This is a genomic window from Streptomyces ziwulingensis, assembly GCF_039542605.1.
Taxonomy (GTDB): Bacteria; Actinomycetota; Actinomycetes; order Streptomycetales; family Streptomycetaceae; genus Streptomyces; species Streptomyces ziwulingensis.
In genome coordinates, this window is record NZ_BAABIG010000024.1 from 53,658 (window position 1) to 78,019 (window position 24,362).

General features: G+C 75.1%; 5 protein-coding genes and 1 pseudogene. 5 read left to right on the forward strand and 1 reads right to left on the reverse strand.

Annotated features, from left to right (window positions below):
- Positions 1 to 30: 30 nt before the first annotated feature.
- A pseudogene (locus ABEB00_RS14015) lies at positions 31 to 19,201 on the reverse strand (amino acid adenylation domain-containing protein).
- Between the two features lie 241 nt (positions 19,202 to 19,442).
- Between ABEB00_RS14015 and ABEB00_RS14020 the strand changes: the two are divergent.
- From ABEB00_RS14020 to ABEB00_RS14040, 5 genes are all read left to right on the forward strand, one after another.
- Entirely contained in the window at positions 19,443 to 20,483 is a 1,041-nt protein-coding gene (locus tag ABEB00_RS14020; protein WP_345619876.1) for a FecCD family ABC transporter permease, read from the forward strand.
- 4 nt (positions 20,484 to 20,487) lie between these two features.
- Positions 20,488 to 21,597, forward strand: a complete 1,110-nt coding sequence (locus ABEB00_RS14025; RefSeq protein ID WP_345619878.1) for a FecCD family ABC transporter permease — start codon at positions 20,488 to 20,490, stop codon at positions 21,595 to 21,597.
- 49 nt (positions 21,598 to 21,646) lie between these two features.
- On the forward strand, positions 21,647 to 22,588 hold the full coding sequence (locus ABEB00_RS14030) for an ABC transporter ATP-binding protein (protein ID WP_425586490.1): 942 nt from the start codon (positions 21,647 to 21,649) through the stop codon (positions 22,586 to 22,588).
- A 90-nt stretch (positions 22,589 to 22,678) separates the two neighbouring features.
- A complete protein-coding gene (locus tag ABEB00_RS14035) occupies positions 22,679 to 24,007 on the forward strand; it encodes a lysine N(6)-hydroxylase/L-ornithine N(5)-oxygenase family protein (RefSeq protein WP_345619880.1) in 1,329 nt (442 codons plus the stop codon).
- Positions 24,008 to 24,011: 4 nt separating this feature from the next.
- The gene (locus ABEB00_RS14040; protein WP_345619882.1) at positions 24,012 to 24,341 is read left to right on the forward strand and encodes an antibiotic biosynthesis monooxygenase family protein; all 330 of its coding nucleotides are present in this window, start codon (positions 24,012 to 24,014) and stop codon (positions 24,339 to 24,341) included.
- Positions 24,342 to 24,362 lie beyond the last annotated feature (21 nt).

A 24,362-nucleotide genomic window follows, 5' to 3' on the forward strand; every position in this document is an offset into this window, starting at 1 on the left:
CGCCGTCCCCCACCCTCATCCCCGGCCGTCCTAGGCGGTGTCGTCCTGGGCTCGGGTCAGCAGTCCGTCCAGGGCCCGGAACCAGGTGGCGGCCAGGTCCTCGACGTCCTCGCGCCGCAGCAGCCCCTCCAGGTAGGACCAGTGGGCGGAGAGCACCGGTCCGTCCGCGCGGTCCTCGGTCACCACGTTGATCTCCAGGGCGTGTCCCTCCCGCATGGCCGGCTCCGGGCCGATGTCGGCCACGTCCTCCTCCGGCGCGTACGACCAGTCCGTGTCCTGCGGGATGCCGAACCTGCCGAGGTAGTTGAACTCGACCCGGGCCGGTTCCCGGGCCGCGAGGACGTCGCGGGTGCGGGGGCCGAGGTGGCGGAGCAGGCCGTAACCGATACCGCCCGCGGGGGCCGCGGCGAGCTGCTCGCGGACCCGGCGGACGGCGGCCGCGGCCGCCGGTCCGCCGGCGAACGCGTCGGCGGGGTCGGCCGGTCCGGCGTCGAGACGGACCGGGTGGACGCTGGTGAACCAGCCCACCGTCCGGGACAGGTCGGCGTCGTCGCCGGCCAGTTCCTCGGCGCGGCCGTGGCCCTCCAGGTCGACCAGGACGGAGGGGTCGCTGCCGCCCCGGCGGCGGCGCCAGTCGGCGAAGGCGAGGGCGAGCCCGGCCAGCAGCACGTCGTCGACGCCGGCGCCGAACGCGGCGGGGACGGTCGACAGCAGGGGTCCGGTGCGGTCGGCGGGCAGCCGCAGGACGACCTCGCGCCGGGTGCCGGCCGTGTCCCGCGCGGGGTCGGGGTCCCGGGTGAGCGGGAACGGTTCGGTGCCGCCGTCCAGGACGGCCGTCCACACCGGCAGTTCCGCCTCGCGGGCGGGGTCGGCGGCGAGTTCGGCGAGCCGCCGGGACCAGCGGGCGAACGAGGTCTCCACCGGGTCCAGGCGCGCCGGGCGGCCCGCGCGCAGTTCGGTCCAGGCCGCCGCGAGGTCCGGCAGCAGGATCCGCCAGGAGACGCCGTCCACCACCAGGTGGTGGGCCATCAGCAGCAGCCGTCCCGGGGCGCCGCCCGCGTCGAACCACACGGCCCGGACCATGGCGCCCGCGTCCGGGTCCAGCCGGGCCCGTGCGGTGTGGGCGTGGGCGCGTACCGTCGCGGCGAGTGCGGGGGCGTCGAGGCCGGTGACGTCCACCCGGTCGATCCAGCGGGCGGCGTCGACAGCCCCGGCCGGCGGGACGTGCAGCGTCCAGTCCTCGACGGCGTCGCGGGCGGGGCGTACCAGGGTGGCCCGCAGCAGGTCGTGGCGGTCGGCCAGCGCCTGGAGGACGGCGGTCAGGCCGGGCAGGTCCAGTGCGGCGGGGGTGCGGACCAGCGCCGACTGGTGGTAGGTGGCGATCGGGCCGCCCAGTTCGCGCAGCCAGTGCATGACCGGGGTGAGCGGCACGGTTCCGGTGCCGTCGTCCTGCGGGCGCGGCCGCCCCCCGCCGACGGGCTCGGCGACCGCGGCCAGCGCGGCCGGGGTGCGGTGGCGGAAGACCAGCCGGGGGGTGATCCGTACGCCTGCCGCGCGGGCCTTGCCGACGAGTTGCATGGCCACGATGCTGTCGCCGCCCAGCGCGAAGAAGTCGTCGTCCACACCGGCCTGTTCGAGTCCGAGGACGGCGGCGAAGACCGCGCACAGCGCCTTCTCCTGCTCGGTGTCGGGTGCGCGTCCGCTCGACAGGGCGGAGAAGTCGGGTGCGGGCAGCGCGGCCCGGTCCAGCTTGCCGTTGGCGAGCTGCGGGAACCGCTCCAGCGGGACGACGGCCGCGGGGACCATGTGGTCCGGGAGGTGGGCCGCGACGTGCCCGCGCAGCTCTCCCGGGTCGACGACGGCACCGGGGACGGGGACGGCGTGGGCGACCAGCAGCTTGCGCGGACCCTCCTGACGTACCGTCACCAGTGCCTGGGCGACCGCCGGGTGCTGGGTGAGCACGGACTCGATCTCGGCGGGTTCGACGCGGAAGCCGCGGATCTTGACCTGGTCGTCGGCGCGGCCGAGGAAGTCCAGTCGCCCGTCGGCCGTCCAGCGGGCCAGGTCGCCGGTGCGGTACAGGCGGGTGCCCGGGGCGCCGAACGGGTCGGCGACGAACCGTTCGGCGGTCAGTGCGGGGGCGCCGAGGTAGCCGCGGGCGAGGCCGCCGCCGGCCAGGTACAGCTCGCCCGTGACGCCGGGCGGCACGGGCTGGAGCAGGCCGTCCAGGACGTAGGCGCGGGTACCGGCCACCGGCCGTCCCACGAGCGGGCGCGCACTGTCCGGTACTCGTGCCACCAGCGCGTCCACGGTGGACTCGGTGGGCCCGTAGAGGTTGTACGCCGCGGTGGCGGGCAGTGCGGCCAGGCGCCGCCACAGCGCGAGGGGTACGGCCTCGCCGCCGACGCCGACGGCGGCGAGGGGGCAGTCCTCGCCGAGCGGCAGCCCGCTGTCGGCCATCTGCGTCAGCAGCGAGGGGGTGACCTCAAGGAAGTCGAAGCGGTGGCGTACGACGGCGGCGGCGAGCAGTTCGGGGTCGCGCCGCACCTCGTCGCCCACGACGTGCACGCAGTGCCCGTCGAGGAGCCAGAGCTGGGGCTGCCAGGAGGCGTCGAAGAAGAACGACCAGGCGTGCCCGGCCCGCAGGTGCCGTCGGCCGGTGGCTTCCTTGGCGGGGGCGTAGAGGGTCTCGCGGTGGCTGTGGAAGAGGTGGCAGAGGGACTCGTGGGTGACGACGACGCCCTTGGGCCGGCCGGTCGAGCCGGAGGTGTAGATGACGTACGCCGGGTGGCGCGGCGTCAGCGGGGCGTCGCGGTCGGCGTCGGTGAGCGGGCCCGGGTCCAGGCCGGCGACCTCGGCGGCGGTCCGCGGGGCGTCCAGGACGAGGGTGCGGGTGCCGGGCGGCAGGGCGGTGGTGAGGGCGGTGGTGGTGAGGGTGAGGACGGGGCGGGCGTCGGCGAGGATGCCGGCGGTGCGGTCGGCCGGCGCCTCGGGGTCGAGGGGGAGGTAGGCGGCGCCGGCCTTGTGCACGGCGAGCACGGCGACCAGGAAGCGGGGGGTGCGGGGCAGGGACAGGGCGACGTACCGTTCGGGGCCGGCGCCGTGGGCGACGAGGAGACGGGCCAGCCGGTTGGCCGCCGCGTCGAGGGCGGCGAAGGTCAGCTCGATGCCGTCACCGGCCGCGGCGGGCCGGTCCGGGCAGGCGCGGACCTGCTCGTCGAAGAGCGCCGGCACCGTGGTCGGGGCGGCGGTGAGGGGGGTGGCGTGCCAGCCGGCGGTCAGGTGCCGCCGCTCGTCCGGGCCGAGGATGTCGATGTGTCCGAGGCGCAGCCCGGGGTCGGCGGTGACGGCCCGCAGGACGCGGCGCAGCCGGTCGGCGAAGGACTGGGCGGTGGCCGGGTCGAACAGGTCGGCGCTGTACTCCAGGACGCCGTCGGTGCCACTGCCGTCGGCGCGTTCCACGAAGTCGAAGGAGAGATCGAACTTGGCGGTGGTGGTGGCCACGTCGTCCCGGCTCACCCGCAGGCCGGGCAGGCCGGGTTCGTCGTCGTCGGCGCTCAGGTGGACCACCATCACCTGGAAGAGCGGGTGCCGGGCGAGGGAGCGGGCCGGGTTGAGCACCTCCACGACCCGTTCGAAGGGCACGTCCTGGTGGTCGAAGGCGGCGAGGTCGGTCTCGCGCACCCGGCCGAGCAGTTCGCCGAAGGTGGGCTCGCCGGAGGTGTCGGTGCGCAGCACCAGGGTGTTGAGGAAGAAGCCGACCAGGTCGTCCAGGGCGGCGTCGGTGCGGCCGGAGATGGGGCTGCCGAGGGGGATGTCGTGCCCGGCACCCAGTCGGGTCAGCAGGGTGGCGACGGCGGCCTGGAGCACCATGAAGACGCTGACGCCGTGGTCGCGGGCGAGGCGGTGCAGGGCGGTGGTGAGGGCGGCGTCGAGGTGGAGGCCGGCGGCGCCGCCCCGGTAGGTGGCCTCCAGCGGGCGGGGCCGGTCGACGGGCAGCGCCAGTTCCTCGGGCAGGCCGGCCAGTGCCTGCTTCCAGTGGGCGAGCTGGCGGGCCGCGAGGCTCTCGGGGTCGCGTTCGTCGCCGAGGAGTTCGCGTTGCCACAGGGTGTAGTCGGCGTACTGGACCGGCAGCGGCGCCCGGTCGGGGGCGCGGCCGGCCGCGCGGGCGGCGTAGGCGAGGGCGAGGTCGCGGCCGAGCGGGGCCTGCGACCACTCGTCCCCGGCGATGTGGTGGAGCAGGTGCAGCAGGGTCCACTCCCGCTCGCCGGTGCGGAAGAGGTGGACGCGCAGCGGGGGTTCGCGGTCCAGGGCGAAGCCGTGGGCGGCGGCCTCGGCGAGCCGCTCGGGCAGCCGGTCGGCGGTGACCTCCTCCACCTCGAAGGGGACGGCGGCCGCGTCGGGGCCGAGCACCAGTTGGCGGGCCCGGCCCTCCTCGTCGGGGAAGACCGTGCGCAGCGTCTCGTGGCGGGCCACCAGGTCGCCTACGGCGGCGCGCAGCGCCTCGACGTCGAGGTCGCCGGTCAGCCGCCGGACGGAGGGGATGTTGTAGGTGGGGCCGGCGCCCTCCACCTGGTACAGCACCCACAGGCGCCGCTGGGCGGAGGAGAGGGGGAGGTCGGCGGGGCGGGGGCGGGGCAGCAGGGCGGGGCGGTCGGCCGCCGGGCCGGCCGCGTCGGCGAGGCGCCGGGCGAGGCGGGCCGCGGTGGGCGCGTCGAACACCGTGCGCAGCGGCACCTGGACGCCGAGCGCGGCGCGGATCCGGGCGGTGAGCCGCATCGCCAGCAGTGAGTGGCCGCCCAGGGCGAAGAAGTCGTCGTCGATCCCCGCCCCGGGGAGGTCGAGGACGGCGGCGAACAGGCCGCGCACGATCTCCTCGCGGGCGTCGCGGCCCCTGCCGCCGGCGCCGCTGCCCGCGGTGCGGTCGGGGGCGGGCAGCGCACGGCGGTCGAGTTTGCCGTTGGCGGTGAGCGGCAGCGCGTCCAGTGTCACGTAGGCGGCGGGGACCATCGCGGCGGGCAGTGCGGCGGTGGCGTGCCGGGCGAGTCCGGCCGCGTCGGGGGCGGGTCCGGCGGCCGGGACGACGTAGGCGACCAGCCGGCCGTCGTGCGGGACGACCACCGCGTGCCGGACGCCGGGGTGCCGGGCGAGGACGGCCTCGACCTCGCCGGGTTCGACCCGCACGCCGCGGATCTTCACCTGGTGGTCGGTGCGGCCGAGGAAGTCGAGGTGTCCGTCGGGCGTCCAGCGGGCCAGGTCGCCGGTGCGGTAGAGGCGGTCACCGGGGGCGCCGAAGGGGTCGGCGACGAACCGCTCGGCGGTCAGGCCCGGCCGGCCCAGGTAGCCGCGGGCCAGTTGGACGCCGGCCAGGTACAGCTCCCCCGCGACGCCGGGCGGGACGGGGCGCAGCGCGGCGTCCAGGACGTAGGCCCGGGTGTTCCAGACGGGACGCCCGATGGTCACGCGCGCGGTGTCCGGCCGGACTTCGGTGGCGGTGACGTCGACGGACGCCTCGGTGGGCCCGTACAGGTTGTGCAGTGTGGCCGGCAGCAGGCGGTGGAAGCGCTCGGCGACCGCCTCGGGGAGCGCCTCGCCGCTGCACAGGACCCGGCGCAGGCCGGTGCAGCGGGCCGCGGCCGGTTCGTCCAGGAACACCTGGAGCATCGAGGGCACGAAGTGCGCGGTGGTGACGCCCTGTTCGCGGATCAGCTCGGCGAGGTGGGCGGGTTCCCGGTGGCCGTCGGGCGCGGCCAGGACGAGGGCGGCGCCGGTGATCAGCGGCCAGAAGAACTCCCACACCGACACGTCGAATCCGGCGGGTGTCTTCTGCAGCACCCGGTCCTCGGCGGTCAGTCCGTAGGTGTCCTGCATCCACAGCAGCCGGTTGACGATGCCCCGGTGCGGGACGACGACGCCCTTGGGGCGGCCCGTCGAACCGGAGGTGTAGATCACGTACGCGGGGTGCGCGGGGTCGAGGGCGGCGGGCAGTTTCCCGGGCGGGCCCTCGGGCGGCGCGCCGTCGACGACGCAGACGGGTGCCGCCTCCCGGAGGACGAGGGCGGTGCGTGCCGCGGGCTGTCCGGGGTCCAGGGGGAGGTAGGCGCCGCCCGCGCGGTGCACGGCCAGCAGGGTGACGACGAGGTCGACGGAGCGGGGCAGGGCGACGGCCACGGTCCGCTCGGGCGCCACGCCCAGGCCGGCCAGAACCCGGGCGGTGTGTTCGACCCGGGCGTCCAGCTCCGCGTAGGTGAGGCGCTCGGTCCCGGTGATGAGGGCGGGGGCGTCGGGGGTGCGCGCCGCCTGGGCGCGGAACAGTTCCGGCAGGGTGGTCGCGGGGACGTCGCGGGCGGTGGCGTTCCAGCGGGCGAGTACGGCGTCCCGCTCGCCGGGCGTGAGGACGTCCAGTTCCCGTATCCGCAGGTCCGGGCGGGCCGCCACCTGGCCGAGGAGCAGAAGCAGCCGGTCGGCCAGCAGCTCGGCCGTCGCGGCGTCGAACAGGTCGCGGGCGTACTCCAGGAGCAGGACCAGCCGGCCGCGGTCGGCCTCGTCCACGAAGGTGAAGTGGAGGTCGAACTTGGCCGCGCCGGTGTCCATGTCGAACCACTCGGTGTCCAGGCCGAGCACGTCCGGGTCGCCGCCGGGGCGGTAGTGGTAGCCGAGCATGACCTGGAACAGCGGGTTGCGGCCCGTCGTCCGGGGCGGGTTGACCGCCTCGACCACCTGGTCGAAGGGCACGTCCTGGTGCTCGAACGCCGTCAGCGAGGTCTCCCGCACGCGGGACAGCAGCCCGCGGAAGGTCAGGTCGTCGCCGGACAGGTCGGTGCGCAGGACGAGGGTGTTGACGAAGAAGCCGACCAGGTCGTTCAGGGCGTCGTCGGTACGGCCCGCGATCGGCGCGCCGAGCGGGATGTCGTGGCCGGCGCCGTGCCGGTGCAGCAGGGCGGCGGTGGCGGCCTGGAACAGCATGAACATGCTGGTGCCGGTGGCGCCGGACAGGTCACGCAGGGCGTGTGCGAGGCCGGTGGGCAGTTCGAGGCGGACCTTGCCGCCGTCGCCGGTGGGCTCGGCCGGCCGGGGGCGGTCGAGGGGCAGGGCGAGTTCTTCGGGCAGGTCGCGCAGGGTCGCGGTCCAGTGGGCGAGTTGCGCCTCGCCGACCTGGGCGAGCAGCGTGTCGTGCCAGCGGGTGTAGTCGGCGTACTGGACGGGCAGCGGCGGCCACTCGGGGGCGCGGCCGTCCCGGCGGGCCCGGTAGGCGGTGGCGAGGTCGGTCAGGAAGGGGCGGTCCGACCACTCGTCGGTGGCGATGTGGTGCAGCAGCAGCGCCACGACGTGGTCGTCGGGTCCCAGCCGCAGCACCTCGGCGCGCACCGGCAGGTCGCGGCCGAGGTCGAAGGGGCGGCGGCGGGCGGCGGTGAGCCGCGCGGGCAGCGCGTCCTCGGCGCAGTCCTCCACGAGGAACCCGGGTACCGCCTCGCCGGGTGCCGCGATCCACTGGTACGGCTCGCCGTCCGCCTCCGGGAAGCGGGTCCGCAGCACCTCGTGGCGGCCCGTCACGTCGGTGAGGGCGGTGCGCAGGGCGTCGAGGTCGAGCCGGCCGCGGAGGCGGACGACGAGGGGGAAGTGGTACGCGGTTCCGTCGCCGGTGATCCGCTCCACGAGCCACAGCCGGCGCTGGGCCGCCGAGAGCGGCATGCGCGCGGGCCGGTCGGCGGCGGGCACCGGCACCGGGCGGGCGGCGGCCCGGCCGGGCCCCGCGCGCAGGGCCAGCGCCTCCGGGGTCGGGGCCTCGAAGAGGTCGCGGATGGCGAGTTCGGCGCCGAGTTCGGTGCGGGCGCGGCTGATCAGCCGGGTGGCGAGCAGCGAGTGGCCGCCCAGTTCGAAGAAGTCGTCCTCGGCGCCGGTGCGGGGCAGCCCGAGCACCTCGGCGAAGAGGTGGCACAGCACCTCCTCGACCGGTGTGCGCGGCCCGCGGCCCGCGGCGAGGGCCGCCGCCGGCTCGGCGTCGGGCAGGGCCCGCACGTCGAGTTTGCCGTTGGCGTTCATCGGGAGCCGGGGCAGGACCACGAAGGCGGCCGGGACCAGGTAGGCGGGCAGCCGCTGTCCGAGGTCGGTGCGCAGCCGCCGTACCAGGGCGCCGTGGCCGCGGCCGGCGGTCGGGGTGTTGGCGTAGGGGGCGGTGCCCCGGTCGGCGCGCGGACGGTACAGGCCGGTCGTGCGCCGGGGGCGGGCGCCGGGGAGGAAGACGGCGTCCAGGTGACCCGGCTCGTCGGACCAGGTGGTGAGTACGGTGTGGCCCCGGGCCTCGGCGAGGCGGCGCAGTTCCTCGGGTTCCGCGCCCGCGGGGGCGGGGGCGGGGTCGCCGTCCAGCGCGCGCAGTACGGCGAGGTCGGCGGCGGTCCTCGGGTCGGGGATGCGGCGCACCCGCACCGGGGTGGCGTCGGCGAGGCGGGCGGTGAGGCCGGCCGGTCCGCTCCAGTCGACGGCCGGGACGTCGTGCAGCGGGGTCGCGCCGGCGGTGCCCTCGTGCAGGACCACGTCGTAGCGGTAGCGGGTCAGTTCGTTGTGGTGGCGGCCGGCCTTGACGCGGAGTTCGACGTCGAGGCCGAGGGTGGTGAACCAGTCCGGGTCGACCAGGAGTTCCTTCTCCAGGGCAAGGCCGCGGTCCACGGCCCGGCCAAGGGTCTGCGGGTCGGTGCCGGCCGCGGCGCGGGCGTGCTGGATGCCCGCCTGGAAGACGCGGGCCTGCCGCAGGTCGCGGACGTCGCCGAGGAAGAGGGCGCCGCCCGGGGCCAGGAGGCCCAGGGCGCCCCGGATCACCGAGTGGAGGTGGTCGAGGCTCGGGAAGTACTGGATCACGGAGTTGATGACGACGGTGTCGAAGTAGCCGGTGGGCAGGCCGTCGGTGTCCTCGGCGGGCTGGCAGCGCAGGGTGACCTTGCGGGCCAGTCCGGGGTCGGCGGCGAGGTCCTCGCCGAGTTTGCGGATGACGGGGGCCGCGAAGTCGGTCGCCCAGTACGCCTCGGCGGCCGGGGCGAGCCGGGAGAGCAGCAGGCCGGAGCCGACGCCGATCTCCAGGATCCGCCGCGGGTTCAGCGCGCCGATGCGGCGCACGGTGTTCTCGCGCCACTCGCGCATGTGGTCCGGCGCGATGGGCGTGCCGTCGTAGGAGCTGTCCCAGCCGGCGAAGTCCTCGGTGAACAGGGCGGTGCCGATCTCGGTGTACTCGGCGGAGTAGATCTCCCGCCACTCGCCGACCTGCTCCGCTTCGGCGGACCGGCGCGTCTCGGCGTCGGGTTCGGCCGCGACGACGTACCCGACCAGGCGCTGGGTGCCCGGGGCGCCGGGGTCGTCGCGGGCGATGACGGCGGCCTGGGAGACCTCGGGGTGCTGGGTGAGGGCGGTCTCGATCTCGCCGGGTTCGACACGGTGGCCGCGGATCTTGACCTGGTCGTCGGTGCGGCCGAGGAAGTCCAGGTTGCCGTCGGCGCGGCGGCGTACCAGGTCGCCGGTGCGGTACATCCGTTCGCCGGGGCGGCCGTGCGGGTCGGCGACGAACCGTTCGGAGGTGAGGCCGGGGCGGTCGAGGTAGCCGCGGGCGAGGCCGGCACCGGCGATGTACAGCTCCCCCGGCACGCCCTCGGGGACGGGCCGCAGCCAGGTGTCGAGGATGCGGGCGCGGGTGGCGCGGATGGGGCGGCCCACGGTGGGGGTGGCGCTGTCCCGGGTGCCGCCGCCGAGGGTGTTGATGGTGTACTCGGTGGGCCCGTACAGGTTGTAGCCGTAGGTGCCCTCGGTGTCCCGCAGGGTGTTCCACACCGTCTCGGTGACCGCCTCGCCGCCGAGCAGCACCAGCGGGGGCCGGTGGCCCTCCAGCAGGCCCTCCTCGATGAGGAGGTGGGCGTAGGTGGGGGTCACGTTGACGACGTCGACGCGCCGCTCCTCGCAGTAGGCGACCAGCGCGGTGGCGTCGCGCCGCAGTTCCTCGTCGCAGATGTGCACCTCGTGGCCCTCGACGAGCCAGAGCAGCTCCTCCCAGGACATGTCGAAGGCGAAGGAGACGGTGTGCGCGATCCGCAGCCGCCGGCCGCCGGCGGCGGCGATCGCCGGGGCGAAGATCTCCCGCTGGTGGTTGAGCCGCATGTTGGTCAGTCCGGCGTACGGCGTGACCACGCCCTTGGGGCGGCCGGTGGAGCCGGAGGTGTAGATGACGTACGCGGGGTGGTCCAGGCTGAAGGAGACGTCCACCGGGGCGGCGGAGCGGGCGCTGAGGGCGGCCGCGGTCTCCGGGGCGTCGAGGAGCAGGCGCGGCAGGTCGCCGGTGAGGCGGCGGGAGACGGCCCGGGTGCAGAGCAGGAGGAGCGGGCGGGCGTCGGTGAGCATGGCGGAGAGCCGCTCGGCCGGGTGGTCGAGTTCGAGCGGCAGATAGGCCGCCCCCGTGCGCAGGACCGCGAACAGGGCCACCACGGTGTCGACCGAGCGCGGCAGTCCGAGGGCGACGACCCGTTCGGGGCCCGCTCCCCGGTCGAGGAGCAGCCGGGCCAGGCGGTTGCAGCGGGCGTCGAGTTCGGCGTACGTCACCGTCTCGGCGCCGCAGACCAGGGCGGTCGCGTCGGGGGTGCGGGCGGCCTGCGCGGCGAGCAGGTCGGCCACGGTCTCCGGGGGTACCGGCTGCCGCTGCTCCGCGTCCTCGCGGGCCAGGACGGTGTGTTCGGCGGGCAGGGTGCTGTCCAGGGAGCCGACCCGCGCCGCCGGATCGGCCACCAGTTCGCCCACCAGCAGCACGAACCGGTCCAGCAGTCCGCGCGCGTACCTCTCGTCCAGGAGGTCTGGCCGGTGGGCGAGGGTGACGCGGACCGTCTCGCCGGGGGTGACGACGAGGTTGGCCGGGTAGTGGGTGGCGTCCACGTTGGCGACGGCGGTGGCGCCGTGCCGTGCGCGCAGGTCGGCGAGGCGCTCGTCGGTGTCGGCGTTGCGCAGCACGAACAGTGTGTCGAAGAGCCGCCGGTGGCCGGTCTCCGCCTGGAGCACGCCCAGGCCCAGGTACTCGTACGGCATCAGTTCGAGGCGTTCGCCCTGGATGCGGCGCAGCAGGTCCAGGACGCGTTCGCGGGGGTCGAGGGCGAGGCGCGCGGGGACGGTGTTGAGGAACATGCCGACGACGTGCTCGACGTCGGGGACCTCGCTGGGGCGTCCGGCGACGGTGGTGCCGAAGACGACGTCGGTGCGGCCGGTGGCGGCGGCGAGGGTCAGGCCCCAGGCGGCGTTGAACACCGTGTTGGGGGTGAGGCCGTGCCGCCGGGTGAAGTCGTGTACGCGGGCGGCGAGTGCGGTGTCGAGTTCGGCGTCGAGGTGGCGGGGGACGACCGGCCGGGCGCCGCCGTCGGGAACGGCCGGCACCAGCAGTGTCGGTTCGTCGAACCCGGCGAGCGCGGCCCGCCAGGCGCGGGTCGCCTCGGCGTCGTCCTGGCGCTCCAGCCAGGTGAGGTAGTCGCGGTAGGAGCCGGGGCGGGCGAGTCCCGCCGGGTCGCCTCCGCTCTCGTACAGGGCGAAGAGCTGGTCCAGGAAGAGCCAGGCCGACCAGCCGTCCCAGAGTATGAGGTGGCGGCCGACGATCAGCCGGTCGCCGCGCTCGGCGCCGAGCCGGATCAGCAGCATGCGGAAGAGCAGCGGCCGGGTCAGGTCGAAGCGCCGGGTGCGCTCGGCGTCCAGCAGCTCCGCCATCCGGCGGTCCTGTTCGTCGTACGGCAGCCCGGACAGGTCGGTCTCGGTCAGCGGGGCGTCGGCGTCGCGGACGATGAACTGCACCGGGCGGCGCAGCCCCTCGCTGGTGAACCCGGCGCGCAGGCTCGCGTTGCGGGCCAGCAGGGCGCGGGTGGCGGCGCGCAGCCGGCCGGCGTCCACGCGCACCGCGAAGTCGAACGACTCGTGGACGGTGTACACGTCCAGGGCGCCGTCGTCGTACCCGTCGTCGTAGGTGGAGTGGAAGAAGAGGCCCTCCTGGAGCGGGGCGAGCGGCCAGACGTCCTCGACGCGGCCCGGGGCGAGCCGTTCGACGCGGGCGCGTTCCTCGTCGGTGAGGGAGAAGGCGGACGGGGCGGCCGGGCCGGTGTCCGGGGCGTCGGCGGTGGTCGCGGCCTCGGCGAGCGCCGCCGGGGTGCGGTGGGTGAAGACGTCGCGGGGGCTGAGGACCAGGCCGGCGCGGCGGGCGCGGCTGGAGACGGCGATGGAGCTGATGCTGTCGCCGCCCAGCAGGAAGAAGTCGTCGTCGGCGCCGGCGCCGGGCAGTTTCAGGACGGCCGCGAAGATCTCGGTGAGCAGGTGCTCGCGCGGGGTGCGGGGGGCGCGGGCGGTGGTGCGGATCGCCTGCGGGGCGGGCAGGGCGGCCCGGTCGAGCTTGCCGCTGGGGGTGAGGGGCAGGGCGTCGAGGACGACCCAGGCGCCGGGGACCATGGGCGCGGGCAGCACGTCGGCCAGTGTCTCGCGCAGGGCGGCCGGGTCGACGGCGTCCGGTGCGGCGGCGGGGACGAGGTAGGCGACGAGGGTGTCCTCCCGTACCGTCACCGCGGCCTGGGCGAGCTGGGGCAGGGCGGTGAGCGCGGCCTCGACCTCGGCGGGTTCGATGCGGTTGCCGCGCAGTTTGACCTGCCGGTCGGTGCGGCCCAGGTACTCGACGACTCCGTCGGCGCGGCGCCGGACCAGGTCTCCGGTGCGGTACATGCGGGTGCCGGGCGGGCCGTAGGGGTCGGCGGTGAAGCGCTCGGCGGTCACCGCGGCGCGGCGGTGGTAGCCGCGGGCGAGCTGGACGCCGGTCAGGTACAGCTCGCCGGGGACGCCGTCGGGGACGGGACGCAGGCAGGTGTCGAGGACGCGCAGGCCGGTGTTCCACACCGGTCGCCCGAGGGGGACCGGAGCGGCGTCGCCGTCGGTGCCTGCGGTGCCGTCGCAGGCGTGGTGGGTGACGTCGACGGCGGCCTCGGTCGGGCCGTACAGGTTGTGCAGCGGGACACCGGTCAGGGCGTGCCAGTCGCGGGCGGCGGCGGCCGGCAGTGCCTCGCCGCTGCTGAACACGCGGCGCAGGGACGCGGCCCAGGCCGGGTCGGCGGTGACCTCGTCCGCCCGGAGGAACGCCGCCAGCATCGACGGGACGAAGTGCATCGTGGTGACGCGCCGCTCGCGGACCAGCTCCGTCAGATGGGCCGGGTCGCGGTGGCCGTCCGGCCGGGCGAGGACGACGGCGGCTCCGGTGAGCAGCGGCCAGAAGAACTCCCACACCGAGACGTCGAAGCTCGACGGCGTCTTCTGCAGCACCCGGTCCTCGGCGGTGAGCCCGAAGGCGCCCTGCATCCAGGCGAGCCGGTTCACGATGGCACGGTGGGTGACCACCACGCCCTTGGGCAGGCCGGTGGAGCCGGAGGTGTAGATGAGGTAGGCGGGGTCGTCGGGGGTGGCGGTGTGGGCGGTGGGTGTGCTGGGGGCGGTGGCGCTCAGGGGGCCGGGGTCGGTGGTGTCCTCGTCGGCATCGGTGCCGGTGCCGGTGCCGGTGTCGGTGTCGGTGTCGGTGATGTCCTCGTCGGCAGTGGCATCGGTGCCGGTGCCGGTGTCGAGGAGCAGCAGGGTGGTGTCGGCCGGGAGCGCGGGCAGCCGGCCGGCCTCGGTGGTGCGGGTGACGACCGTGGTGGCCGCGCTGTCGCGGAGCATGTGGGCGATCCGGTCGGCCGGGTAGTCGGGGTCCACCGGGAGGTAGCCGGCACCCGACTTCAGGACGCCGAGCAGCGCCACCATCAGCTCCGCGGACCGGGGTACGGCGATCGCCACGAACGTGCCGGGCGCGGCACCGAGCGGGCGCAGCCGGGCGGCGAGCGCCTCGGCGCGGGCGTCGAGTTCCGCGTAGCTGAGGGCCGTGTCCTCGAAGAGGACCGCCGTCGCCGTCGGGGTCCGGGCGGCCTGCGCCGCGAACGCCTCGGCGAGCGTGGTGGGCGGCACCGGCCGTTCCGCGCCGGCCGGGTGGGCGCGCAGGGCCTCGTCGGGGGTGAGCAGGTCCACCGCGGCGGCGGTGCGGCCGGGGTCGTCGGCGAGCGTCTCCAGGAGGCGGGCCAGCCGGTCGCCGAGGGCGCGCACGGCGGTGGCGTCGAGCCGGTCGGCGTGGTGCTTGAGCCGCAGATCGAGGCGGCGCCCCGGCTTGACCACCAGGGCGAGGGGATAGTGCACGGCGTCGTGGAAGGCGTCGCCGGTGATCCGGGTCCGGCCGGAGGCGTCGCTCAGGCCCGTGGCGGCCGGGTAGTTCTCCACGACCACGAGGGTGTCGAACAGCTCTCCCTCCCCCGCGTGCCCCGCCAGCCGCTGGATCTCGGCCAGTTGCAGGTGCTGGTGGTCCAGGAGGCGGGCCTGCTCGTCCTGGAGGCGGGTCAGCAGCTCGGACAGCGGGGTGCCGGGGGTCCAGCGGAACCGGGTCGGCACGGTGTTGATGAACAGGCCGACCATCGAGGCGATGCCGTCGACCTCGCTGTCGCGGCCGGAGACGGTGGTGCCGAAGACCACGTCGGTGCGGCCGGTCAGCCGGCCGAGGAGCAGCCCCCAGGCGGCCTGGACGACCGTACCGAGGGTGACGCCGTGGGCGCGGGCCCGGTCGGTGAGCCGGGCGGTGATCTCCTCGGGCAGTTCCACGCGGACGTGCGCGGGCCGGACGGGCGCGCCGGAGGCGGGGGTGTCCACCAGCCGGGTGGGGCCGTCCAGACCCGCGAGCGCGGTGCGCCAGGCGTCCCGGGCGGCGTCGTGGTCCTGCTCGGCGAGGCGGCGCAGGAACGCGCGGTAGGGCGCGGGGTCGGGCAGGCCGGGGGCGTCGGTGCCGTAGTACGCCATCAGTTCGCGGTGCAGGACCGGCAGGGACCAGCCGTCGGCGACGATGTGATGGAACGTCAGGACGAGGCGGCTGCGGTGGGTGCCCAGGCGGACCAGGGCGCAGCGCAGCAGCGGCGGGGCGGCCAGGTCGAAGCCCGCGGCCCGCTCCTCGGCGGCCGCGGCCTCGGCCAGGGCGTCCCGGTCGGAGGCGTCCCGGTCGGCCGTGTCGCGGGCCGTGAGGTCGATCTCCCGCCAGGGCAGGACGGCGTGTTCGGTGATGATCTGCACGGGCGTGCCGTCCGGGCCCTGCCGGAAGGCGGCCCGCAGCGGGGCGTGCCGGTCCAGCAGGCGTTGCGCGGCGCGGTGCAGCAGGGCGGAGTCGACCGGTCCGGACAGGTCGAGGACCTGCTGCACCACATAGGTGTCGCGGCCGGCCTCCCCGGTGAGGGAGTGGAAGTAGAAGCCCTGCTGGAGGGGGGTGAGCGGCAGCAGTTCCGCCACGGCCAGCGGGTCGGTGCCCTGGAGTGCGGCGAGCCGGGCGGGGTCGGGGGCGAGGAGCGGGGTGGCGTCGGTGGCCGCCGGCTCCTCGGTGCGGGCGACGGCCGCCCGCGCGAGGGCCTCGGCCGTACGGTGCCGGAACACGTCGCGGGTGGTGAGTCCGAGGCCGGCCTCGCGGGCCCTGACCAGCAACTGGATGGCGGTGATGCTGTCACCGCCGAGGGCGAGGAAGTCGTCCTCCGCCGTGACCGAGTCCATGCCCAGCACCTGGGCGAAGAGCCCGCACAGCAGCTTCTCGCGGGGAGTCTCGGGGGCCCGGCCGGAACTCATCGCCGCGTGGTCGGGGGCGGGCAGTGCCCGCGTGTCGATCTTGCCGCTGGGGGTGACCGGCAGGACGTGCAGGGCGACGAACGCCGACGGAACCATGTGTTCGGGCAGCCACTCGGCGGCGTGTGCCCGCAGGGTCCGCAGCAACGCCGTCACGTCACGGAAGGGTGCGGGACGGTTGGCGTGCGGGCGGGGGTGGGGGGACGAGTGCGGGCGCGCGGTGGCGGGGCGGTACCGGCCGGTGCGGGCCGGTACGTCCACGTCGCCGAGAGCCGGTACGTCGTCGAGGGTGAGGTCCGCGTCGAACGCGCCGTCGTCGGCGTCGGCGTTCCAGGTCAGGACGGCCCGGTAGCCGTGTGCGGCGGCGACGCGGTGGACGTCCTCGGGGTCCGCCCCGGCGGTGGCCGCGCCGCTGCTGTCGTCCAGCCTGCGCAGGTCGGCCAGGTCGTCGGCGAGGCGGGCGTTGGGCACACCGGTGAGGCGCAGCCGCCGCGGCCGGCCGGCCAGCAGCTCCGCCAGCCCCTCCGGCGTGCCGGCGCGGGCCCAGGGGACCTCGTACTCCTCGTGCTCCCCCCGCTCCTCGTGCTCCCCGGGGCCGGCCGGGCCCGGCTCGTGTGCCGGGGCGGTCGCGTCCCCTGCCGGCCGCAGGACCACGTCGTACCGGTACCGGCTCAGTTCGTTGTGGTGGGTGGCGCGCTTGAGGCGGATGTCCGCGTGGAGTCCGTCGAGGGCGGCGAAGTAGTCGGGGTCGAGGAGGAGTTCGCTCTCCCAGCGCACCGACCGTTCGACGGAGTCGCGCAGGGCGTTCTTGTCCGCCTCGCCGGCGCCGCCGGCCCGCCGCGTCTCCACGGCCGCGCGCAGGGTGCGCAGCAGGCGCAGGTTGCGGACGTCGCCGACGAAGATCCGTCCGCCGGGGGCGAGCAGGCCGGTGACGCGGCGCAGCACCCGGGTGAGGTAGGCGGCGTCCGGGAAGTACTGGACGACGGAGTTGAGGACGACGGTGTCGAAGAAGCCGGTGGGCAGGTCGTCGGTGTCGTGCGCGGGGCGGACGGACAGCCGCACCCTGGCGGCGAGTTCCGGGTCCGCCGCGACCTGGGCACCCAGCGCCTCGATCGCCTCGCGGGAGAGGTCGGTGCCCCAGTAGGTCTCGCACCGCGGGGCGATCCGGGACAGGATCAGGCCGCTGCCGACGCCGATCTCCAGGACCCTGCGCGCGGTGCCCGCCGCACGGATGCGGTCGACGGTGGCCGCGCGCCACTCGCGCATCTCCTCGACCGGCAGGGGGCGGCCGTCGTACATGCTGTTCCAGCCCGCGAAGTTCTCCCGGAACCCGCCGCCGCCATCGTCGTCCGAGCCCTCGGAACCGGCCGCGCCGTAGAGGAGTTCGTGCACCTCCCGCCACTCCTCCACCCGCGCGCCACCGTCACCGGCGGCATCGGCATCGGCATCGGCATCGGCATCGGCATCGGCATCGGAGCGTGTGTCGAGGGCGGGNGGCATCGGAGCGTGTGTCGAGGGCGGGGACGACGTAGGCGGCGAGCCGGCGGTCGCCGGGGCGGTCCTCGCGGGCGACGACCGTGACCTGGTCCACGGCCGGGTGGCCGCGCAGTACGGACTCGATCTCGCCCGGTTCGATCCGGAAACCGCGGATCTTGATCTGGGCGTCGGCGCGGCCGAGGAACTCCAGTCGGCCGTCGGACCGCCTGCGGACCAGGTCACCCGTGCGGTAGAGCCGCTCGCCTGGGGTGCCGAACGGGTCGGCGACGAACCGCTCGGCGGTCAGGTCCGGGCGGCCGAGGTAGCCGCGCGCGAGGCCGGCGCCGCCGAGGTACAGCTCGCCGGTGACACCGCGCGGCACGGGCTGGAGGTACCGGTCGAGGACGTAGGCCCGGGTGCCCGGGTCGGGGACGCCGATCGGCACGAGGGAGCCCGGCGGGATGTCCGGATCGCACCGGCCCAGCGTGGAGTTGGTGGTCGCCTCGGTCGGTCCGTAGGCGTTGAACATCATCCGGCCGCGGGCGTAGCGGGCGACCAGTTCGGGCGAGACCCGTTCGGTACCGGCCAGCAGGGTCGCCGTCGGCGGGAGGCGCACGTCCTCGGGGAGCGCGGCGAGCAGCGCGGGCGGCAGGATCATGAAGGTGATGCCGTGGGCGTGCGCGTAGTCGGCGAGCGCGGCGGTGGGCACCCGGCGTTCGGCGGGGACGACGACGAGGCGGCCACCGGAGAGCAGTCCGAGGCACAGATCCCAGAAGGCGACGTCGAAGCCGGGCGAGGCGAACTGCAGGACGCGGCTGTGCGGGCCGATGCCGAACCGTTCGCGCTGGGTGGCGACGAGTCCCGCCACACCGGCATGGGTGAGGATCACGCCCTTGGGCCGGCCGGTCGAGCCGGAGGTGTAGATGACGTAGGCGGCGTGGGAGACGGTGAGGCGGGCGCCGCGGTCCTCGTCCGTGGGGGTGTGGGCGGGGCGTGCGGCGAGTTCGGCCACCGTGGCGGGGGCGTCGAGCGCGAGGAGCGTCATGTGGTCGCGGGCGGGCAGATCGCGGGCGGTCTCCTCGGTGGTGACCGCGCAGACGGGGGCGGCGTCGCCGAGCATGTACGCGACGCGGTCCGCGGGGTAGTCGTGGTCGAGCGGGAGGTAGGCCGCGCCGGTCTTGAGGACGGCGACCTCCGCCACGATCAGGTCGGTGGAGCGGGGCAGGGCGAGGGCGACGACGCGTTCGGGGCCGGCGCCGCGGGCGATCAGGGCGTGCGCCAGCCGGTTGGCGCGCTCGTCCACCTCGGCGTAGGTGAGCCGCTCGTCCTCGTGGACGAGGGCGACGTGGGCGGACCGGAGGCGGACCTGTTCGGCGAACATCGCGGGCCAGGTGTCCGCCGGCACGTCGTGGCCGGTGGCGTTGGCGTCGACGGTGATGCTCCGGTACTCCGCCGCGTCCAGCAGGGTGAGCCGGGTGACCGGAGTGTCGGGCCGGTCGAGGGCGTCGGTGAGCAGGGTGCGGTAGTGGCCGAGGAGACGCTGGACCGTGACGGCGTCGAAGAGACCGGCGGGGCAGGTCGCGCGGGCCTCGCCGCCGCGCACGTCGAGCAGCAGGTCGAGCGGGGCGGGGAGCGGGCCGGCGGGCCGGTCGGCGGTGGCGAACGCGGTGTGGAAGAAGAGTCCGCCGCCGCGGGTCGGCGCGGGGTGCAGTTCCTCGATCAGCATGTCGAGGGGAACCCGCTGGATCTCGGCCTCCTGCCACGCCTGGGTCACCCTCCCGACCAGGTCGCGGAAGGTGGGCTCGGCGTGGAGGGAGACCCGCACCGGGAGCCCGTCGTGGCCGACGGTGAGGTCCGTCGCGCCGCTGTAGCGGTGCAGCAGCGCGAAGAACGCGGCCAGCAGGACCGGCCGGGGCGCCTCGGGCAGCCCGGCGAGGGTGTGCGTCTCGGGTGCCGCGATCCGCTCCGGCGGATGGGGCCGGTCGGTGGGCAGTGAGATCTCCGGCGGCGGCGGTGTGAGCAACCGACGCCAGTGGTCCAGGACTTCCTCTGAACCGCACACGACAGCGCGCCTCCCAGCGGGTAGGTCCCGGCCCTGGGCCGGGGGACGGCGCCATAGTAAGGTAAGGGTTACCTAATTCACAGAGGGCGCACAGATTCGGCCAACGGGAGCGGACCGGAGCCGGATCGGCCTTAGAGTCCCTCCGGTGAAAGTCCCTCCGGCAAGCGCAACACGGCACGGCACGGCACGACAGGCAACCGGCGGCCGTCGGCAAGACGGGCCCGACCGAAGGAAGTTGAACGTGGGGACCTCGACGGTCCGGGCGGCCAGAGGCCCCCGCGCGGTACTGCTGATCGCCCTCTCCGGCGCGGCGCTGCTCGCTCTGTGCGCCATGTCCATGGCCTTCGGCGCGCTGAGCGTCCCCCTGGACCAGGTGTGGGACACGCTGCTGGGCCACGCGCCCAGTGCCCGCGTCGACACCGTCGTCTGGTCGGTACGGCTGCCCCGCACCGCGCTCGGCCTGGCCACCGGGGCCGCCCTCGGCCTGTCCGGGGCGCTGATGCAGGCGCTGACCCGCAACCCCCTGGCCGATCCGGGAATCCTCGGGGTGAGCGCGGGCGCGGCCTTCGCGGTCGTCCTCTCGGTGGGGGTCCTCGGGGTCGGTTCGGTCTACGGCTACATCTGGTTCGCCTTCGCCGGGGCGCTGGTGGCGAGCGTCGGGGTCTATGTCCTGGGCGGCCTCGGCCGGTCGGGGACCACGCCGGTCAAACTGGCCCTGGCGGGCGTCGCGGTGACCTCGCTGCTCTTCTCGCTGACCAGCGCGGTGGCCCTCACCGACCCGGACGCCCTGAACCGGTACCGGTTCTGGTCGGCGGGCTCGCTGGCCGACCAGAACCACGAGGTCCTGCTGCGCGTGCTGCCCTTCCTCGCCGTCGGCGCCGTCCTGGCCCTGGCCTGCGCGCCCTCGCTCAACAGTCTCGCGCTCGGCGACGACGTGGCGAAGTCCCTCGGCCTGCGCCTGGGAGTTGTCCGGATCCAGGGCGTGGTGGCCGTCACCCTGCTCACCGGCGGCGCGGTCGCCGTCATCGGGCCGGTCGTCTTCGTCGGCCTGGTCGTGCCGCACATCGTGCGGGTGCTCACCCAGGCCGCGGGGATCGGGCCCGACCACCGCTGGCTGCTGCCGCTGTCGGCGGTGCTCGCACCCTGTCTGCTGCTCGCCGCAGATGTGACCGGCCGGCTGATCGCCCGGCCGGTCGAGGTGCAGGCGGGCGTTCTGGTCGCCTTCATCGGCGGCCCCTTCTTCATCGCCTTGGTCCGCCGTCGCCGACTCGCGGAGCTGTGACCCCATGACGACCGAACTCGCCCCCGCACCCGAGCCCGGCGGACCCGCGAAGCGGCCCCGGCCGCGCCGTACGGCGGACCGCGTCCCCTTCCGGCTCGCGCTGCCGCCCGTCTCGGGGCTGCTGCGGCCCCGGCTGCTGGCCGTGTGCCTCGCCCTCGCCGCCGCCGCGTTCCTCGCCTTCAGCGTGGAGACCGCGATCGGCGACATCTCGCTGCCGCTCACCGACGTCATGCGCGCCCTGTTCGGCGGCGGCGACCCCGGCACCCGGCTCATCGTCCACGAACTGCGGCTGCCGCGCTCGCTGGCCGGGCTGCTGGTGGGCATCGCCTTCGGGGTCTCCGGCGCGCTGCTCCAGGCGATGACGCACAACCCCCTCGCCAGCCCGGACATGATCGGCATCACCCAGGGCGCGGGCGCCGCGGTGGTCGCCGGCATCGTGCTCGGCTGGGACGCGGGACTCGGCACCCAGGCGCTCGGCCTGCTCGGGGCGCTGGCGGCGGCGCTGCTGGTGTACGCGCTGACCTGGAAGCGGGGCACCACCGGGTACCGCATCGTGCTGGTCGGTGTCGGCGTCGCCTGGATCTGCACCAGCTTCACCGACTACCTCATGGCCCGGGGCCAGCGTTTCCAGGCGCAGGCCGCGCTGGGCTGGCTGGTCGGCAACCTCAACGGCCGCACCTGGGACCAGATCCGCCCGCTCGCGGTGACGCTGGCCGTGCTGGTGCCGGCGGCGCTGCTGCTCGGGCGGCTGATGCGGACGCTGGAGCTGGGCGACGACGTCGCCCGGGGCCTGGGGACCCGGGTGCAGAGCGTGCGGATCGCGGTGCTGCTCGTCTCCGTGGGCCTGGTGGCGTTCGGGACGGCGACCGCGGGGCCGGTGGCGTTCGTGGCCCTCGCCGCCCCGCAGGTGGCCCAGCGGCTGGCCGGTACCGCCTTCCCGCCGCCCCTGACCGCCGGGCTGACCGGCGCCGTCATGGTCCTCGGTTCCGATCTGGCCGCGCGGCGGCTGCTGACGGACACCGAGCTGCCGGTCGGCGTCGTCACCGGGGTGCTCGGCGCCCCCGTACTGCTGTGGCTGCTCGTGCGCGCCAACCGCGCCGGTTCAGGAGGGTGACGAGGTGTCTTCGAAGCACGAGGAGCGGGAGGTGCGGGAGGTGCGGGAGATGGAAGGCGTGCGGGAGGCGCGAGGCGTGCGGGAGGCGCACGTTCACGGGTCGGCGTACGGGGCCGGGGCCGGGGCCGGGGCCGGGGCCGGGGACGACAGCGCGGGTGCGGGGCCGGATCTGCGCGCGCGGGGCCTGCGGCTGGCGTACGACGACCGGATCGTCGTCGACGGTCTCGACCTGGCGGTGCCCACCGGGCGGGTCACGGTGATCGTCGGGGCCAACGCCTGCGGCAAGTCGACCCTGCTGCGGGCCCTGGCGCGGCTGCTCGACCCCAAGTCCGGCACGGTCCATCTCGACGGGCGCTCCCTGCACTCGATACCCACCCGGACGCTGGCCCAGCGGCTCGGTATCCTGCCGCAGGCACCCCTCGCGCCGGAGGGGCTGACCGTCATCGACCTGGTGGGGCGCGGGCGTTCACCGCACCAGACGTGGTGGCGTCAGTGGTCGGCCGCCGACGAGGAGGCCGTGCACGAGGCGCTGCGGGCCACCGCGATGACCGACCTCGCCCATCGCGCGGTCGACGAGCTCTCCGGTGGCCAGCGCCAGCGCGCCTGGATCGCCCTGGCCGTCGCGCAGGGGACCCCGGTGATGCTGCTGGACGAGCCGACGACGTATCTGGACCTCGCCCATCAGATCGACGTGCTGGACCTGGTGACCGACCTGAACCGGCATCAGGGCCGCACCGTGGTCATGGTGTTGCACGACCTCAACCAGGCGTGCCGCTACGCCGACCACATCGTCGCCATGAAGGCCGGCCGGATCGTCGGCGAGGGCCCGCCGGCCGAGGTCATCACCGCGAGGACGGTCGAGGAGGTCTTCGGTCTGCGCTGCGTGGTCGGCCAGGACCCGGTCAGCGGCACCCCGATGGTCATCCCGATGAGCCGGCACCACGAGCCGGCCGATCCGGCTCCCGCACCCAACCCACCCATTGTCAGGTAAGGCTAACCTTATCTACTATGTGCCTGCTTGGAGGAAGCTGTGTTCTTTCTCGGGGAACGCTGTGTCCCCTCAACAGGAGGCGATGACGCAGTGACGACACTGCAGTGTGGGCCGGACTCCGTCTACGACGTACTGGGCATCGGCTTCGGCCCAGCCAACCTCGCTCTCGCGATCGCGCTCCACGAGCACGGTGCGACGGGCCACGAAGGAGACACGCTCCGCGTCGGCTTCCTGGAACGGCAGCCGCGTTTCGGCTGGCACCGGGGCATGCTCATCGACGACGCCACCATGCAGGTCTCCTTCCTGAAGGACCTGGTGACGATGCGCGACCCCACCAGCGACTTCAGTTTCCTGTGCTACCTGCGCGAGCAGGGACGCCTGGTCGACTTCCTCAACCAGAAGACGCTCTTCCCGCTGCGCGTGGAGTTCCACGACTACTTCGAGTGGGCCGCCGCCCGGGTCGCCCCGCTGGTCCAGTACTCCAGTGAGGTCGTCGCCGTCCGGCCGGTCGTCGAGGACGGCGAGGTCCGGTTCTTCGACGTCGTCAGCCAGGACCCCGCCACGCCCGGCGTCACCACCGTCCGCCGCGCCCGCACCCTGTGCGTGGCGACCGGCCTGGAGCCCAGGCTGCCGGCCGGTGCCACCCTGTCCGCGCAGGTCTGGCACAACAGCGAACTGCTCCCCCGCGTCGACGAACTGGTCCGCTCCGGCACCCCGGTGCGCCGCGCGGTGGTGCTCGGCGCCGGCCAGAGCGCCGCCGAGGCGGTCGACTACCTCCACCGCCGGCTGCCGGACGCCGAGATCTGCTCGGTGTTCGCCAAGTACGGCTACACCCCCGCCGACGACAGTCCGTTCGCCAACCGGATCTTCGACCCGGAGGCGGTGGACGTCTTCTACGGCGCGCCCGCCGAGGTCAAGCAGTCCCTGTTCGACTACCACCGCTCCACCAACTACTCGGTGGTGGACATGGAGTTGATCGAGTCGCTCTCCCGGACCATGTACCAGGAGCGGGTGCGGGGCCGGCAGCGGCTGCGGATGCTGAACGTCTCGCGCATACGGGAGGTGGAGGCCGGCGCCCACGACGTCCGGGTGACCGTCGAGTTCCTGCCCACCGGCGAGCGCGAGGTCCTCGCCTCCGACGTCCTCGTCTACGCCACCGGCTACCGCCCGCAGAGCATCGGCGACAACCTCGGCGAGATCGCCAAGCTCTGCCTGCGCGACGACGAGGACGCCCTGCGCGTCGGCCGGGACCACCGGGTGGAGACCACGCCGAACGTCACCGCCGACGTCTATCTGCAGGGCGGCACCGAGCACACCCACGGCCTCACCTCGACCCTGCTGTCCACGGCCGCGGTCCGCGCCGGGGAGATCTGCGCCTCCCTCCTCGCACGCCGGCCCGAGCGGAGTACGGCAGGATGAGACCATGAGCGTAGTCAAGATCAACGTACTGACCGTGCCCGCCGAGCAGCGCGAGACGCTGGAGAAGCGCTTCGCCTCGCGCGCCCACGCCGTGGAGAACTCCGACGGCTTCGAGTGGTTCGAACTCCTGCGGCCCGTCGAGGGCACCGACACCTACCTGGTCTACACCCGGTGGCGGGACGAGGCCGCCTTCCAGGCGTGGATGGAGGGCCCGATGAAGTCGGCCCACCAGGGCGGCGGCGAGACGGCCGGTGACCGGCCGAAGCCGGCGGCGAGCGGCTCCACGCTGTGGTCCTTCGAGGTCGTGCAGCAGACGGGACCGGGCGGCGCCTGAAGGCACCCGGGACGCGTCCGG

Excerpts from the sequence above, each read along its gene's own strand:
- ABEB00_RS14025 (WP_345619878.1), top strand. The coding sequence starts at position 20,488 with ATGACGACCGAACTCGCCCCCGCACCCGAGCCCGGCGGACCCGCGAAG.
- ABEB00_RS14030 (WP_425586490.1), top strand. The coding sequence starts at position 21,647 with ATGGAAGGCGTGCGGGAGGCGCGAGGCGTGCGGGAGGCGCACGTTCAC.
- ABEB00_RS14040 (WP_345619882.1), top strand. The coding sequence starts at position 24,012 with ATGAGCGTAGTCAAGATCAACGTACTGACCGTGCCCGCCGAGCAGCGC.